Below are 14,902 nucleotides of genomic sequence, written 5' to 3'. Positions count from 1 at the left end.
GCGGGAGGTTTCACGATGATGCTTTCATGGGACGCAAACACGGCACCGGGCTGCAATCCGCAGGAAATCAGCCTGTGCGCCGCGTTGCAGGCACTGATCGCCTATGCGGACGGGCAGGAAAACAGCAGCATCTCCGTCAGTTCCTCTGATGGGTGCATTGTCCTCACAGGCGAAGTTGAAACACTCTCTGCCTTCGAACGTGCGGTCATCATCGCCGAATGTTTCGCATCGCGACCCATCATCGCCGATCTGGCGATCCGCCAGCGGCCGTCGATCAGGCTGGACGCGGCCTCCCAGCGCCTCCACCTCGCCAACAATAACAGGAGTGATAAACAATGAAGAAGTTCGTTCTCGCAACCGCCATTGCAACCCTGACACTTGCCCCGCTCGCTTCAGCCGAAACCAAGCACAACTCGAAGCGCGCGACTGAGACCGTCCAGAAGGAACGTGTCGGGACCTTGTCCTGCGAAATCGCAGGTGGGGTCGGCCTTGTGATCGGTTCCAGCAAAAATGTCGATTGCCAGTTTCGCCAGCGTTCCGGCAAGACCGAGCGCTACACCGGCACCATCGGTAAGCTGGGTCTCGATATCGGCGTGACGGGCAAGACCTATATGAGCTGGATCGTGTTCAACACGGCGGCGAGCCGCATCGGCGACGGCGCGCTTGGCGGCGAGTATGTTGGCGCTTCCGCCGCCGCCTCGGTCGGCATCGGTATTGGCGCAAACGCCCTGATCGGCGGCAACGCCAAGAATTTCGCGCTTCAGCCGATTAGCGCCGAGGTCGGCACGGGTGTAAACATTGCAGCGGGCGTATCACGCCTGCAATTGAAGCACGCCCGCTAATTAAGGCTGCAAACAGTGCGGTTTCGGGCATCCACATTGCCTGAAACCGTATGCCCTCTCCCGGCTCAGGCAACCAGCATGGCTTCCTTGATGCGCGGATAATCATAGGCATTGACCTTCGAGGTCACGTAACCCGCCCCCACCAGCGCCTCGGCGAGTTTCACCGCTGCCGTGACGCCATCGATAACAGGCACGCCGGTTGCCTCCCGCAGCCTGTCGCACAGAGCCGACATGCCGGCGCATCCAAGGATGATCGCTTCCGCCGCATCCTCCTTTTTGGCCGCTTCGATTTCGCGGATCAGCATCAATTCGGCAGCGAGCGGATCTTCTTCGAGACCAAGAACCGGCAGATTGATGGCGCGGACCCTGCGGCAATGCCGCTCCGCCCCATAGTTGCCGACAAGGTCTTCGATGATGGGGATCGAACGCGGCAGAGTGGTGATGATGGAAAATCGGCGGCTGATCGTCATGGCCACCTGAATGGCGGCCTGGCAGATGCCGATGACCGGCCCGCGCGCCACTTCGCGGGCGGCATGCAGCCCCGGGTCGTCAAAGCAGGCGATGACATAGGCGTTAACGCCCAGCTGTTCACCCTTGCGGATTTCCTGCAGCAGGCCCGGAACGGCCAGCGCCTCATCCGCCCCACCTTCGATACTCACGGGCGTATCGGCGGGATTTGCAGCGGAAATTTTCGTATCCATGTGTTTGACGCGCAAGGCACTGTCGAGCGCCTGCGCCGTCATCGAGGCCGTAGAGTTGGGGTTGATCAGGCGAATATGCATCGGGGTAAGCCTTTCAGGACCTTCACGCGCCATCTGGCTTTATGAAGTCGGTCATCGCTGGCGCCTTGAGGACGAACTGGCGGTCCGAAGTAATGTAATTGTCGGCGTGAAGACGTGCGATCGGCTGGTAGCGGTCCGGATCGACATAACGCCCCTCTTCATCAAGGCAATCCTTGTGCACATGCATGTGTACAACCTCACCCAGAACCAGCGTGCGGCGCGGATAATCGATCAGGCGCTCCACCCGGCACTCAAAGGCGCAGGGTGATTCCGCCGCAAAGCTTGCATCGATCTTGTTGCAGGGGGTCGCGGTCAGCCGCGCCATGGAAAGTTCGTCCACCTCGCTGTCGAAGCCGAGGCCGCAGACGAGCATCTGTTCCGACAGGGCCATGTCCACCATGTTGATGACGAATTCGCCGGTGCGGCGAATATTGACCATCGTGTCCTTCTCCTCACCCGTCACACGCGGCTGGACACCGAGGACGACGATCGGCGGATCATGGGAAAAAACGTTGAAAAAGCTCATCGGCGCCGCATTGTTGTGGCCGGCAGCCGAACGCGTCGTGACGAGTGCTATCGGCCGGGGACCGATAAAATTCGTCAGCAGACGATAACGGCTCTGCGGTTCGAGCGTGGTGAAGTCGAATTCCATGACAACTGCCCTGTTTATAGTACACAATATTATTTCATATTGTTGACAATCTTGCAACCAAAACTCTGTTGAAACGGTTGACTTTTTCCACCGCATCACGCTTCTCTACCCACAATGGAGAGTGAACCCGATGACCGAACAAAACGGCCAGTCCACGCAGCAAATTGTCGAGAAAGTCTGGCTGTCGATCGCTGAACGACGGCTTCGCCCGGGCGTGCAGCTGAAGGAGGAGCAGCTCGCCACCATTTTCGGCGTCAGCCGCGCGCGCATCCGCCAGGCGCTTTCCGTGCTGGAGCGCGACGGGCTCGTCACCATCGTTCCCAATCGCGGCGCCTTCGTTTCCAAACCGTCGGTCGAAGAGGCGCGAGACGTGTTCTTCGTGCGCCGCACGGTAGAACAATGCGTCGTTGAGCGACTGTGCAAATCGGCCACCAAGGCTGATCTGAAACGGCTTCGCGACCATGTCGAAAAGGAGCGCCTGGCCAATGCTCACAATATCACCACCGACATCATCAAGCTTTCCGGCGGCTTCCACCTGCTGCTTGCGGAAACGGTCGGTTCCGATTTCCTGTTCACCACCATGCGCGACCTCATTTCCCGTTCCTCCCTCATCACTGCCGTTTACCGTAACACGGACCGCTTCAACTGCGGGCCTGACGAGCACGCGGAAATCGTCGATGCGATTGCCAATAATGATCCGTCGAGAGCCACGCATCTGATGACCCATCACCTCGAACATGTGGAAGCGGAACTCGACCTCAGCGAAATCCGCGACCTTTCCCATGATCTGCGGGCAGCACTCGCCTGACCTTGCCGGTCAGGCGCGCTCCCGTTCCTGCGTCAACACCTCTTCGTCCTCCACCAGATGACATGCAACGCGTGTGCCGCCGGCAAGCGTGCGCACCTGCGGCACTTCCGCCGAACAGCGCGCCGTTGCCAGCGGGCAGCGCGGATGGAAGGTGCAGCCCGAAGGCGGCCTGAGCGGGCTTGGGACTTCACCTGCCACCAGTTCCCGGTCGCGGCGCGGCGCCTCGATATTGGGAATGGTCTGCAGCAAAAGCTGCGTATAGGGGTGGCGCGGGCGGGCGAACAGCTCCTCCGTATCGCCCTCCTCCACGATGCGGCCGAGATACATCACCGCGATACGGTCCGACATGTGGCGAACCACGCTCATATCATGGCTGATGAACAGATAAGTCAGCCCCAGCTCGTCCTGCAGCCGCCGCATCAGGTTCAGCACCTGCGCCTGCACCGACACGTCAAGCGCGGATGTCGGTTCGTCGCAGACCAGAAACTCCGGCTCGCTTGCCAGGGCGCGGGCAATCGAAATGCGCTGGCGCTGGCCGCCGGAAAATTCATGCGGGAATTTCTCGCCGTCCGAGGCAGAGAGACCGACCGTTCGCAACAGCTCCTCCACCCGCTCCATCGTCTCAGCACGGGTGGCGCGCAGTTTCAGTTCCCGGATCGGCTCTGCAATGATGTTCTTCACCCGCCAGCGCGGATTAAGCGAGGCATAAGGATCCTGAAAGATCATCTGCGCTGAAAGCGGCGCACCCTTTCGTCCCGTGGCAAAGCGGAACTCACCGGCGCTCGGCCGGAACAGCCCCGTCACCAGCCGCGCAACCGTGGACTTGCCGCAGCCGCTTTCGCCGACGATGCTGAGACAGCCGCCGGCTGGCACCGTGAAGTCGATGTCGTTGACGGCCTGCACAAAAAGACGGGGCTTGCGCTCGATGACGCGGTTGAGCCATGGGGCGGAAACATCGAAGGTCTTGGTCAGACCCTTCACCGTCAGTGCGGGCGTTTTTGTCACCGGGGCTTTCATGCTGTTCCTCCTGCATTCATCCAGCAGGCGCTTGCGCTGTTGCCCTGCGTTTCCAGTTCCGGGCGCTCGCGAAGACAGCGGGGGCCGGCAAAGCCACAGCGCGGATTGAAGGCGCAGCCCGGGGGGATCGCATCAAGACGCGGCATCGCCCCGTCGATCTGGTTGAGCCGCTCCACCCGCGCGCCGAGGGAAGGGATGGAGGCCATCAGGCCCTGCGTATAGGGATGTTTCGGCGCATGCAGAACCTGCTCGACCGGCCCGACCTCAATCAGCCTGCCGGCATAAAGCACGGCAACGCGATCAGCAGCTTCGGCGATGACGCCCATATCATGCGTGACCAGCATGACGGCCGTCTGCTTCTCCTTGCACAGCCTGCGCAGCAGCGAGATGATCTGCGCCTGAATGGATACGTCAAGCGCCGTGGTCGGCTCGTCGGCAATGATGAGCTTTGGCGAGGCCGCCAGCGCCAGCGCGATGACGACACGCTGGCGCATGCCGCCGGAGAACTGATGCGGATAATGATCGATGCGGTCTTCCGGAGACGGAATGCCGACATCTTTCAGGAGTTGAACCGCCCGCCCCCGCGCCTCTTTTTTATTGAGCGGCAGATGCTGGCGGATCGTTTCGACCAGCTGAGCGCCCACCGTAAAGAGTGGGTTGAGAGAGGTGAGCGGATCCTGAAAAATCGCACCGATCTCGCGGCCGCGAATGCTCTCCATCGCCCTGTCGTCCAACTTGTCGATACGCCGCGACCCAAGCCATATTTCGCCTTCGGCGATGCGGCCGGGCTTTTCCAGCAAGCCCTGTATCGCAAGCCCGGTCATGGATTTTCCGGCACCGGACTCTCCCACCACTCCGAGGATTTCGCCGGGGCGGATCGACAGGCTGATATCCGAAAGGGCCGTCACCGTGCCTCTGCGTCCCGGAAACTCGACTTTCAGATTGCGAACGTCGATAACCGACTGGTTCATATTATCCATTGGCGTCAACCTCCACCGGGTAGCTCGGGGGGAAAATTTCCGAAACGGGCGGATTGGCCCAGCTTCGTTCGGGATATTTCGCAATCAGCCCATCGAACTGCGCCTGCGCCTGAACGCGGGCGCGCTCCATGTCGATATTCGCGACCTGCCTTGAACGCATCGACAGGCGGCCATCAACGAAGACCGCACGTGTGATCTTGCCGGAACCGCCGGTAACGATGGTCGTAATCGGATCGACGCTCGGCGCCATGACGGTATCATCGAGATCGAAGACCGCGATATCGGCTCGGGCGCCCTTTGAGAGATGTCCTAGATCGGACCGACCCAGCGCCCGTGCGCCACCGATCGTGGCGGCGTCGAACAGATCGGCCGAGCGGACCCTGTCGGGAGCACCGTCGCTGATGCGGCAGGTGATGAGCCCGACCAGAAGGTTCATCAGCATGTCGGCCGGTGCCGTGTCCGTGCCCATCGCAATGTTGATGCCACGCTGCCGGCACGACGAAAACGACGACAGCTTGCTGCCGCCTCTGGCCGACACCAGCGGACAGTGGACGATGGAAACGCCATTTTCAGCGTAGAGCGCCAGATCTTCGTCAGTCGCATTGGTGGCGTGCGGCGCGACAAGGCGGTCGCTGAGGAGACCGGCCTTGGCCAGCCACACGGGCGCAGTGGAGCCATGAAGGCTGCGGACGGTATCGACCTCCATCGTGCCCTGCGCCATGTGCAGACGGAACTTGCATCCAAGATCACGCGCGGCCGCATCGGTTCTTTGCAACAGGGCGAGCGTCGATGTCTCGACCCGATCCGGCGCGAGCATGCCGCGCACAAGATCGCCATGCCGTCCGCTCTGTTTTTCGATGAAGGACACCGCATCCTTCAGCCCCTGAAAGCCGCGCTCTTCGTCAAAAACAGGCACCATGCGCCCCGGCTCTTCCAGCACCATGCCGCCGGAGCGGTATGCGGGGCTGAGATAGACGCGCAGGCCGAGTTCGCCGGCAGCATCGGCCGCAGCCTCGAATTCGGCAACGGTTTCGCCCCATTGCCGATAAAACAGGGAAGCGATGGGCGCAGCCGTGGTAATGCCGTTGAGAAGCAGCTGGCCGAAAGCAAAACGCTTCTGGAAGGCCAGCTCCTCCCCGGAATACATCTCGTAGGGACCCGCCTCGACATAAGATCGCGGCCAGACCCGGCCCTTGGCCCAGCCGGGGTAGTGATCGATCCCCAGGATCGTCGTATCGAGATCGGAAAGTGCGTCGAGATCGATCAGGCCGGGGCTGATGAGGGCATTGCCGAAATCGACGCGACGGGCGACCTCGCCCGGAAAACCGTGCCCGACGAACAGAATCTCACCATTCTCGAAGACCACCTCGCCGTTTTTCAAAAGCCGGTGTGATCCATCCTTGTGTCCGACAACCCAGCTTGCGGTAAGCAGCGTGCGGCCCGACGGACGTTCGCCAAGCGCGAGAGATTGCAAAGCGGCACTCATCACGGCGCCTCCACGATGGCTTTGCCGTTTCTGGCGGTAACGCGGCCGCCTTTGACGACGAGCGGCCGGGGCGCAATATCAACAACGGCATGGGCGAGCGTTTCGCCCGTAAGCAGCGTGAAGTCTGCGGCGCAGCCTTCCGAGAGGCCATAATCGCCAAGCCCCATGACATCGGCTCCGCCCTGCGAGACCACATGCAGCACATGGGCAAGCTCTATATCTGAGCGCAGGCCGTTCTTCATACCGATGATCTTTGCCCGGTCGAGCATATCCGGCTGACCCCATGGACCCCAGGTATCGCGAATGCCGTCACAACCGCCGCCCACACGCACACCCGCCTCTTTCAGCCGCATGATCGACGGCACGTTTGCCGAAGGCGCACCGGTCGTCAGGATCGCCACGTCGAGCCTTGCAATCTCTTCGATCAGCTTGCCGACCCGCAGGTAATCATTCATCCCGAGTGCAAAGGCATGGCTGATAGCGACCTTGCCTTCCATGCCGTTGGCCCGGATACGCTCGAAGATCAGCTCCATGGTGAAGGCGCCGAGGTCGGCTGCCTCATGCAGATGGATGTCGATCGGCACGCCGTGCTTGACCGCAAGCGCAAAGAGAATATCCAGCTGGCCCTTTGGATCGCGGTCGATGCCGCAGGGATCGATGCCGCCAAGCACTTCGCAGCCCTGTTTCAGGGCCTCGTCCAGAAGCTCCACGGTGCCGGGCATGACCATGACGCCGGATTGCGGGAAGGCGACGACTTCGATGTCGATGATGCCCTTCAGCTTCTCGCGGGTCTCCCAGATGCCCTCCACAAGCGCCAGGCCATGGGTCGGGTCGATATCCACGTGGCTGCGAATATGCGTACCGCCATTGGCCGCAAGGCCGATGGCGTGGCGCATGGACTGGCGGTGCGGATCGATGCCGATCTGTGTCCGGTTTTCGCGTTCAAAGTCGATCCGCTGGCGCAGGATCGCCGCGCGATTATTGACATGCCAGGGCATGCCCCATGTCGTCTTGTCGAGATGGGTATGGGCATCGATAAGGCCGGGAACGGCAATCGCACCATTCCCCTCCTCGACCGGCATGCCCGGCTCGGCCTCGAACTTTCCGAAACCGGCTATCTTTCCCTGCCTGATCAGAATGTCGCAGGTATCGCCCGCCATGGGCCTGATGTTGCGGAGCAGAAGATCGTGCATGGAACTCACCTCAGTTTCGGATTGAGCGCATCGCGCAGCCAGTCACCCAGAAGGTTGACGGTGACGACGAGCAGACAGAGCTGGAAAACGGGAAACAATACGATCCACCACGACCCCGAGAACAGGAACTGGTTGCCGATGCGGATCAGCGTTCCAAGCGAAGGCTGGCTGGGCGGCATGCCGATGCCGAGGAAGGACAGCGTCGCTTCGGTGAGGATCGCCATGCCGAAATTGAGCGTGGCGGCAACCATGATTGGTGTGAGCGTATTGGGCAGGATATGGTTGGCCATGATGCGACGGGCGGGAACGCCGATGAGTTTGGCCGCCTGCACATAATCCTTGCCGGTTTCGACGATGGCCTGGGCGCGCACGGTGCGCGCATATTGCACCCAGGCGGAAAGGGCGATGGCGAAAATGAGCACGGCGGATGCCCCCACCTCGCGCAGACTGTCCGGCAACATCTGCCGCACCACCGTGGAAACAAGAATCGCTACCAGAATTGTCGGGATGGAGAGCGTGATGTCGCCGATCCGCATCAGGAGATTATCGGCAAAGCCGCCGAAATAACCGGCGACCAGCCCGGCCGTCATGCCGATGACCAGCGACAGCGCCACGGAAGCGACACCGATGACGATCGATATGCGGGTGCCGTAAAGAATGGCGGAGAGCATGTCCCGCCCCTGCGTATCGGTGCCGAGCAGATAGGGCCATTCGCCGCCCTCCTGCCACACCGGCGGCAACTCGGCCTTCCACATGTCCAGCGAAGCGCCATCATAGGGGTTTTGCGGCGCGATCAGCGGCGCGAATATGGCAGCGAGGATCAGGATTGAGAGGACCAGCGCACTGATCTTCGCCGATTTGCTGCGACTGAAGGACCAGTAGAGATCGCTGTCGCGCATGCGGCTGAAAAGCGACCGGCGGGCGGGTTTTGCCATTTGTGGAAGGTCTGTCATGAAACCGGCTCCCTTCGGTTAACGCGCGGTGCGCAGACGCGGATCGATCACCGCATAGGCAATGTCGACGAACGTGTTGAGAACAACGAAGATGAAGGAAATGATGCAGAGATAGGCCGCCATGACGGGAATATCGAGAAACGTAACCGCCTGTATGAACAGCATGCCCATGCCCGGCCACTGGAAGACCGTTTCCGTAATCAGCGCGAAGGCGATCAGCGAGCCGACATTCATCGTCGTCAGCGTCACGACAGGCATGAGACAGTTGCGAAGCGCATGGCGGAAGTAGATGCGCCAGCGGGGAATGCCACGGGCACGCGCAAACTTAACAAAATCGGATCGCAACACCTCCAGCATCTCGGCGCGGACCAGACGCATGACGAGCGTGATCTGATAAAGCGAAAGCGCAATGGCCGGCAAAATGATGGCCGCACGCCCGGAGGAGGTCAGCAACCCGGTGGACCACCAGCCGATCTGCACCACATCTCCCCGACCGAAGGCCGGCGCCCAGCCGAGCGACACCGAAAAGACGAGAATGAGCAGAATGCCAACGACGAAACTCGGCAGCGAAACGCCGACGATCGACAGGAACTGCAGGCCCTCCGTATACCATTTGCCGCGCCTGATTGCCGTCAGCACCCCGAGCGGAAGGCCGACGACCAGCGAAAGGACAGTGGCGACAAGAACAAGCTCCAGTGTTGCCGGAAACCTCTCCGCTATCAGCGGCAGCACCTGCTGGCCGTTGCGATAGGAAACGCCGAAATTGCCCTCTGCCGCATCTTTGACGAACCGCAGATATTGCGTCGGCAGGCTGTCATTGAGGCCGAGGCGCTCACGCAGGGCCGCCCGATCCTCCTGCGAGGTCTGTTCGCCGACCATCAGCTCAACAGGGTCACCCGCGAGCCGAAAAATGAGAAACGCGATAAGCGCGACGGAAAGCATGACGAGCACGGCATTTCCCAAACGCTTGATGATGAAAACCAGCATGGTTACCTCTCGGATGCGAACCCGCGCCACAACGCGTGCCAGGTTCGACCATTCTCTTCCAGAGACAGGGCAGAGCTTTCGCAACGATACGATGCCTTGCGCGTGAGCCTGTCACATTGTCGACAATTGTACCGGCGGAGGATGGCGTTTCGGCCGTCCCTTCCGTGAGGATCACGGTTTCAACGGCTGAGACGAACTGCGCCGAAAAGGCTGGAAAGGCGTTCGGCAACCGGCCGACGCCCTTCCAGCGGTCTGCATTATTTGTCGAGCTGTGTCAGCCAGTGACGCGGCTTGTTATCGGCACGGAAATCGACGCTCTTGACCTTTCCGAGCATGGCCCATGCAATGGGTTGCTGATGCAGCGGAACGAGCATGGTCTCATCCTTGGCGATTTTCAATGCGGCTTCTTCAAGCGCCAGACGTTTGGTGTTGTCCTGTTCCTGTGCCGCCTCTCCCACCAGCTTGTCGATTTCGGGGTTCGACCAGCCGCCATAATTGGAGACACCCATCGCACCCTTGCGGGTCGACAGTATCTGCGACAGGAACGAGAAGGCATCGAGCGTCGGCTCGTTCGCCCAGCTGAGATTGAAGACATCGGCCTTGCCGCCATTGCGCTTGGGCGACTGCACGGAACGCGGGGCAATGTCGATCGTCGGCTGGAAACCGCCGCGCTTCAGCATGTTGGCAACGCCGGAGCAGATATCTTCCTCGTTGATGCTTTCATCATTCATGCAGGTATAGGTGAAAGCGAGGTTCTTCATGCCCGCATCGGCAAGCAGCTTCTGTGCTTTTGCCGGATCGGCAGTTTCATAGGTATCGAGCGACTTGGCATAACCCGCGATTTCAGGCGCGATGAGCGAACCGGAAGGCCTTGCAAGGCCGCGCATGACCTTCTTGTTGATGAGATCGCGATCAAGCGACGCCTCGAATGCCTGACGCACACGCAGGTCGTTAAACGGGTTGGGCTTCCCGTCTTCCAGCTTTTCGCGACGATTGAAACCGATGAACAGCGTGCGCAGTTCGGTGCGCTTCTTCACCGTGATATTGGCCGAGGTTTCAAGCCGCGGCAGGTCCTGGATCGGCGCGGAATCGATCAGGTCGATTTCGCCGGAAAGCAGCGCTGCAACACGTGTCGCGGCAGAGGCGATCGGGACGAATTCGATACGGTCGAGATTGTGCTTTTTCTGGTCCCACCAGCCGTCATTGGCGACGAGAACCGTCTTGCTATCGGGCACACGGCTTTCGAGCTTGAACGGCCCGGTGCCATTGGTGTGCATCGTCGTATAACCGTCGACCTTGGAGGCGAAATCGGTCGGCTTCTCGCTATTGTTATCTTTCAACCACTTGGCGTTGAAAATGAAGATATTGGTGATGTCGTTCAGGAAAAGCGAGGTCGGTGCAGAGACGTCAAGATCGACAGTGTAATCATCGACCTTCTTGACCCCGGCAAAGACCGGAATATTGCCGCGCAATGGCGAGGTGGCATCCGAAGCGCGCGTGAAGGAAGCGACCACATCATCAGCGGTGAAATCCGAGCCGTCATGGAACTTCACGCCCTTGCGCAGGGTAAAGCGCCAGGTCTTTCCATCAACGAGTTTCCACTCCGTCGCCAGCGCCGGCTCGATCTTGAAGTCCGGCCCGTAACGGACAAGCCCTTCATAGATGTGATTGAGGAAAGCAAGGTTGGAGGTTGAAGGCACCGAATACGGATCGAGCGAATAGAGATCGGCGCGGCTACCCCAGCGAAGGGTCTCTGCGGTTGCGGGAGCGGCAATGGCGGCGGCGGCCATGGCGGCCAGGACAAAACTTCTAATTCGGGACATTTGATCCCCCCTTTTTATAGGTCGTTGGAAAGCCGGCAGGCGGCTGAGCAAGCGGAGTATTGTTTTGCCCGGCCTTATTGTCAATAATATTGTTGACAATTATCGTATTCAAAATTGTGAATTTCTGGATACCGACTACAAACATATGGGAGAAGGCAAATGGGAAGTTATCTGCTGCTGCACGGCACGATCGTCACCGTGGATCGCGAAAGACGGATTATCGAGGGTGGCGGCCTTGCCATTCAGGATGATCGTATCGTTGATATCGGCACGGCCGGGGAGCTTGCGTCACGTCACCCCGACAAGCAGATCATCGACTGCCGGGGCAAACTCATCATTCCCGGCCTGATCGATGCGCATGGCCATGCCGGGCATGCGCTGATCCGCAGCATTGCCGCCGATACCAATGCCATGTGGATGAAGGTCGTGACGCCGACCTACTATCACTACGTTACCCGCGACTACTGGTACGCCGACGGTCTGGTCTCCGGCATTGAGCGGCTACGCGCCGGCGTGACGACCGGCGCCAGCATCATCACCTCGATGCCGCGCGCCGACGACCCCGTCTTCGCCATCAACCACGCCCGCGCCTATGAGGAGATCGGCCTTCGCGAAATCATCTGTGTCGGCCCTTCCGGCCTGCCATGGCCGCACCCCGTTACCCGATGGGAGAGCGGTTCGCCGGAGCGCCGCCATATCAGCTTCGAAGAGATGATAGAGGGCAGCGAGGCAACCATCGAGGCCCTGAACGGCACGGCGAATGGCCGCATCAGCGTGTTCCTCACACCTTTCACCATCGTTCCATCAGTTGAGCCCTCCAATGCCTCGACGCCCGATCAGGCGGTGAAACTGACGGAAAATGACCGGATGCAGGCGCGCCGGATTCGTGAAACGGCACGAAAGACCGGCGTAAGGCTGCATTCGGATGCTTTTGCCGGACAGATCCGCATGGCGTATCAGGACAAGGAAAATGCGCTGCTTGGCCCTGATATCCATCTCCAGCATTGCTGGGGCATCTCGCATGACGAGATCGACATTCTGGCCGAAACCGGAACTCGCGTTACCCACGCCCCGCCCGGCCGGGCAACGCCAATCATGGAAATGATGTCGAAAGGCATTCGTGTCGCCATCACCACTGACGGTGCGGCCCCCAGCCGCCATTTCGACATGTTGCAGACGGCGCGTCTGGCGCAATTCACCCAGCATCTGCTGCACAACCATGATCGTTACCTGCTTCCGCCCGGCAAGATATTCGAAATGATCACCATCGACGCCGCCCATGCCATCGGCATGGAGGACGAGATCGGTTCGCTGGAAATCGGCAAAAAGGCCGACGTCGTCATCATCGACATGCGCAAACCGCATCTGATGCCGATGTGGATGCCGGTGCATCGGCTCGTGCATCAGGTACTGGGCAGCGATGTCGATACTGTTTTCGTCGATGGCAGGATGTTGATGGAAAACGGCCGGGTTCTGACAACCGATGTTGATGCGGCCCTTAACTTCGGCCAGGAAGAAGCGCTGGCCCTCGCCGCCCGCGCCGGCCTTGAAGCGCACATGCACGATCCGGGTTGGGGCCGCCTGTTGCGGACCTTTGAAGAACCGGTCCACCCTCCCCGGCCACCGGCGGCTCACGGGCAACAGAGCGGTACTGACCAGGAAGATGGTAATGGGCCGGCATCCTTCCGATAGCGGAAGTGAAATTGCCGGAGACCTTTTTTTGAAGAAAGAAAAACTCCCCGGCCTGGAGGGGTCCGGGGAGCAAACCTGACGTCATGTCAGGAACTTTGACTGGAGCTAGTGACTCACCCGCTCGGAAACGGGGTGGATCTGAGTTGTCTAACCCGGTTTAGGCTTTTTGGTTATGCAGGCTATTAGAACGAACGCTGCAGACGAACGAAACCGGTCCACTGGTCGCCGGCACCGCTGCCAACGCCGCTGCGAACGCTTTCGTTGCCATCAACGCTCTGGTAGTTAACCGAAACGAGCGTGGAGAGGCCGGAAGTGATCTTGTAGCCAACAGCTACACCAGCGCGCCAAGCATCGCGGTCGCCCGTGAACTTGCCATCCGTGCCAATATCCAGAGTACGGAAGTACTGAACGCCGGGGGTGATGGTCAGCTCTTTGGTAGCCTTGATCGCGTATTCAGCGGCAACGGACCACTCAGACTCTTCGTAATATGCGTTCGCGCCCGATGCCCATACACCAGCGAGGCCGAAAGTACCCGGACCAACGTCGGCCGTTACGATCGCACGGATCGCACCGTTTTCAGCGTCGGTGTCGTAACCGCCGAGCAAGTTAGCCTTAACGCCACCGAACTTACCGCCGAGAATCGCGCTGACGCCGACATTGTTGTCGCCCTGGCGGTTGAGGCTCGTCCAGTTGTTCTGGTTAACGCCGAGGTTGTTGCGCTGAATGGTCGTCGTGCTGCCCGATGTGGTGATCGAGTTACCGGCAATAACGCCTTCGAGTTCTTCAACAGCAACGCCGGCATAGAAGGAGCCCGCATCGTAGGTGTAACGGATGGCGTTCAGGCGGGTCTGGTTGGAGCTGAGGTTATCAACTTCACCAGAGAGACCGTCATCCCACCAGTTGTAGTAGAAACCGACCTTCAGGCCGTTGATTTCAATGAAAGCCTGATCGAGAACGACGCCACGGCTGCTGTCCTGGTCGGCCTGACCGCGGAAACCGAAATAGCCGCGCAGAGGGCCGAACTCGGTGTCAGAGCGGGTGTCAACGTTGAACTGAGCGCGCGTGAACGAATCCCAGTCGGACGTGCCGGACTGGTCACGACCGAAGTCTGTCTGGAAACGAACGTAACCGTCGAACTTCAGGCAGGTTTCGGTGCCGGGGATGTAGAAGAAGCCGGTGCCGAAAGCGTCGCAAACGCGAACGTATTCCATGGCTTCCGGCTCAGCAGCGACGATAGCGTCAGCGGCCTGTGCGCCGGATACTGCTGCGAGAGCTGCAGCGGAGCCGATAAGAAGGCTCTTGATGTTCATTTGTAATCTCCAGTCAAAAATTTTTCAACGAATGCGCAAAACTGTGGGCTGGTCTTTCCCTGCCGCCCGCTTCTCTGCGCTGATTCAGCAAATGACAGAAAGTACGGCAGACTCGCAATTCAAATCGGCAGATTGCAAATACAATAAAAGTACACAAACGTATTAAGTAGTAAAATTACAACAAATAAATAGTTTAAAATATAATAATTTCATTTTTTATTTTCAAATAAAAGAATTTATTACTTAATATAAATAGCCGATTATAATAATTTTATTTATTATAATAAATAAATCTATGTTGGCGCGAAGGGACAGTTACCCGGCATCCTGACCCGGAACAATCACAAAGACGTTTGAGGTTGTTGTAATAAAAGGCG

Annotated in this window: 14 protein-coding genes; 4 read left to right on the top strand and 10 right to left on the bottom strand. The window is 59.4% G+C overall.

The window, feature by feature from the left end; all coding sequences use genetic code 11:
- Positions 1-15 precede the first annotated feature (15 nt).
- Both FCH38_RS21335 and FCH38_RS21330 read left to right on the top strand, forming a co-directional pair.
- The gene (locus tag FCH38_RS21335) at positions 16-339 is read left to right on the top strand and encodes a BON domain-containing protein (RefSeq protein ID WP_174375069.1); all 324 of its coding nucleotides are present in this window, start codon (positions 16-18) and stop codon (positions 337-339) included.
- Positions 336-842: a DUF992 domain-containing protein gene (locus tag FCH38_RS21330; protein ID WP_174375068.1), complete on the top strand. Its 507-nt coding sequence runs from the start codon at positions 336-338 to the stop codon at positions 840-842. Before FCH38_RS21335 ends, FCH38_RS21330 begins: the two co-directional genes overlap by 4 nt.
- 65 nt (positions 843-907) lie before the next feature.
- Here the strand turns inward: FCH38_RS21330 and FCH38_RS21325 are convergent, their stop codons facing one another.
- Together FCH38_RS21325 and FCH38_RS21320 are read right to left on the bottom strand one after the other, a co-directional pair.
- Positions 908-1,624 carry an aspartate/glutamate racemase family protein gene (locus FCH38_RS21325; protein WP_149901021.1) on the bottom strand — a complete coding sequence of 239 codons (717 nt, stop codon included), beginning with the start codon at positions 1,622-1,624 and terminating at the stop codon, positions 908-910.
- 22 nt (positions 1,625-1,646) lie between these two features.
- Complete coding sequence (locus FCH38_RS21320; RefSeq protein ID WP_174375067.1) at positions 1,647-2,276, bottom strand: flavin reductase family protein; 630 nt, start codon at positions 2,274-2,276, stop codon at positions 1,647-1,649.
- A gap of 130 nt (positions 2,277-2,406) precedes the next feature.
- On the opposite strand from FCH38_RS21320, the gene FCH38_RS21315 reads away from it, so the two are divergent.
- The gene (locus tag FCH38_RS21315) at positions 2,407-3,084 is read left to right on the top strand and encodes a GntR family transcriptional regulator (protein WP_149901020.1); all 678 of its coding nucleotides are present in this window, start codon (positions 2,407-2,409) and stop codon (positions 3,082-3,084) included.
- Between the two features lie 9 nt (positions 3,085-3,093).
- On the opposite strand, the gene FCH38_RS21310 is transcribed toward FCH38_RS21315, so the two are convergent.
- The 7 genes from FCH38_RS21310 to FCH38_RS21280 all read right to left on the bottom strand — a co-directional run bounded on the left by FCH38_RS21310 (position 3,094) and on the right by FCH38_RS21280 (position 11,523).
- The gene (locus FCH38_RS21310; protein WP_174375066.1) at positions 3,094-4,101 is read right to left on the bottom strand and encodes an ABC transporter ATP-binding protein; all 1,008 of its coding nucleotides are present in this window, start codon (positions 4,099-4,101) and stop codon (positions 3,094-3,096) included.
- On the bottom strand, positions 4,098-5,081 hold the full coding sequence (locus FCH38_RS21305) for an ABC transporter ATP-binding protein (RefSeq protein WP_149901018.1): 984 nt from the start codon (positions 5,079-5,081) through the stop codon (positions 4,098-4,100). The genes FCH38_RS21310 and FCH38_RS21305 overlap by 4 nt, the downstream gene beginning before the upstream one ends.
- The gene (locus tag FCH38_RS21300; RefSeq protein ID WP_174375065.1) at positions 5,074-6,567 is read right to left on the bottom strand and encodes an amidohydrolase family protein; all 1,494 of its coding nucleotides are present in this window, start codon (positions 6,565-6,567) and stop codon (positions 5,074-5,076) included. The genes FCH38_RS21305 and FCH38_RS21300 overlap by 8 nt, the downstream gene beginning before the upstream one ends.
- A complete protein-coding gene (locus FCH38_RS21295; RefSeq protein ID WP_174375064.1) occupies positions 6,567-7,760 on the bottom strand; it encodes an amidohydrolase family protein in 1,194 nt (397 codons plus the stop codon). The genes FCH38_RS21300 and FCH38_RS21295 overlap by 1 nt, the downstream gene beginning before the upstream one ends.
- A gap of 5 nt (positions 7,761-7,765) precedes the next feature.
- Positions 7,766-8,713 carry an ABC transporter permease gene (locus tag FCH38_RS21290; RefSeq protein WP_110759555.1) on the bottom strand — a complete coding sequence of 316 codons (948 nt, stop codon included), beginning with the start codon at positions 8,711-8,713 and terminating at the stop codon, positions 7,766-7,768.
- 18 nt (positions 8,714-8,731) lie between these two features.
- Positions 8,732-9,700 carry an ABC transporter permease gene (locus FCH38_RS21285; RefSeq protein WP_046801232.1) on the bottom strand — a complete coding sequence of 323 codons (969 nt, stop codon included), beginning with the start codon at positions 9,698-9,700 and terminating at the stop codon, positions 8,732-8,734.
- Between the two features lie 257 nt (positions 9,701-9,957).
- Positions 9,958-11,523: an ABC transporter substrate-binding protein gene (locus FCH38_RS21280; RefSeq protein WP_174375063.1), complete on the bottom strand. Its 1,566-nt coding sequence runs from the start codon at positions 11,521-11,523 to the stop codon at positions 9,958-9,960.
- A gap of 159 nt (positions 11,524-11,682) precedes the next feature.
- Here FCH38_RS21280 and FCH38_RS21275 point away from each other — a divergent pair, with 159 nt between their 5' ends.
- The gene (locus tag FCH38_RS21275; RefSeq protein ID WP_174375062.1) at positions 11,683-13,215 is read left to right on the top strand and encodes an amidohydrolase family protein; all 1,533 of its coding nucleotides are present in this window, start codon (positions 11,683-11,685) and stop codon (positions 13,213-13,215) included.
- Positions 13,216-13,397: 182 nt separating this feature from the next.
- Here FCH38_RS21275 and FCH38_RS21270 read toward each other — a convergent pair whose 3' ends face one another.
- Positions 13,398-14,525, bottom strand: a complete 1,128-nt coding sequence (locus FCH38_RS21270) for a porin (RefSeq protein ID WP_174375061.1) — start codon at positions 14,523-14,525, stop codon at positions 13,398-13,400.
- Positions 14,526-14,902 lie beyond the last annotated feature (377 nt).

Origin of the sequence: Agrobacterium tumefaciens, from assembly GCF_013337285.1 — a bacterium.
GTDB lineage: Bacteria > Pseudomonadota > Alphaproteobacteria > Rhizobiales > Rhizobiaceae > Agrobacterium > Agrobacterium burrii.
Note: the sequence above shows the minus strand (reverse complement) of the source record. Positions and strands in the feature narration are given on the sequence as shown.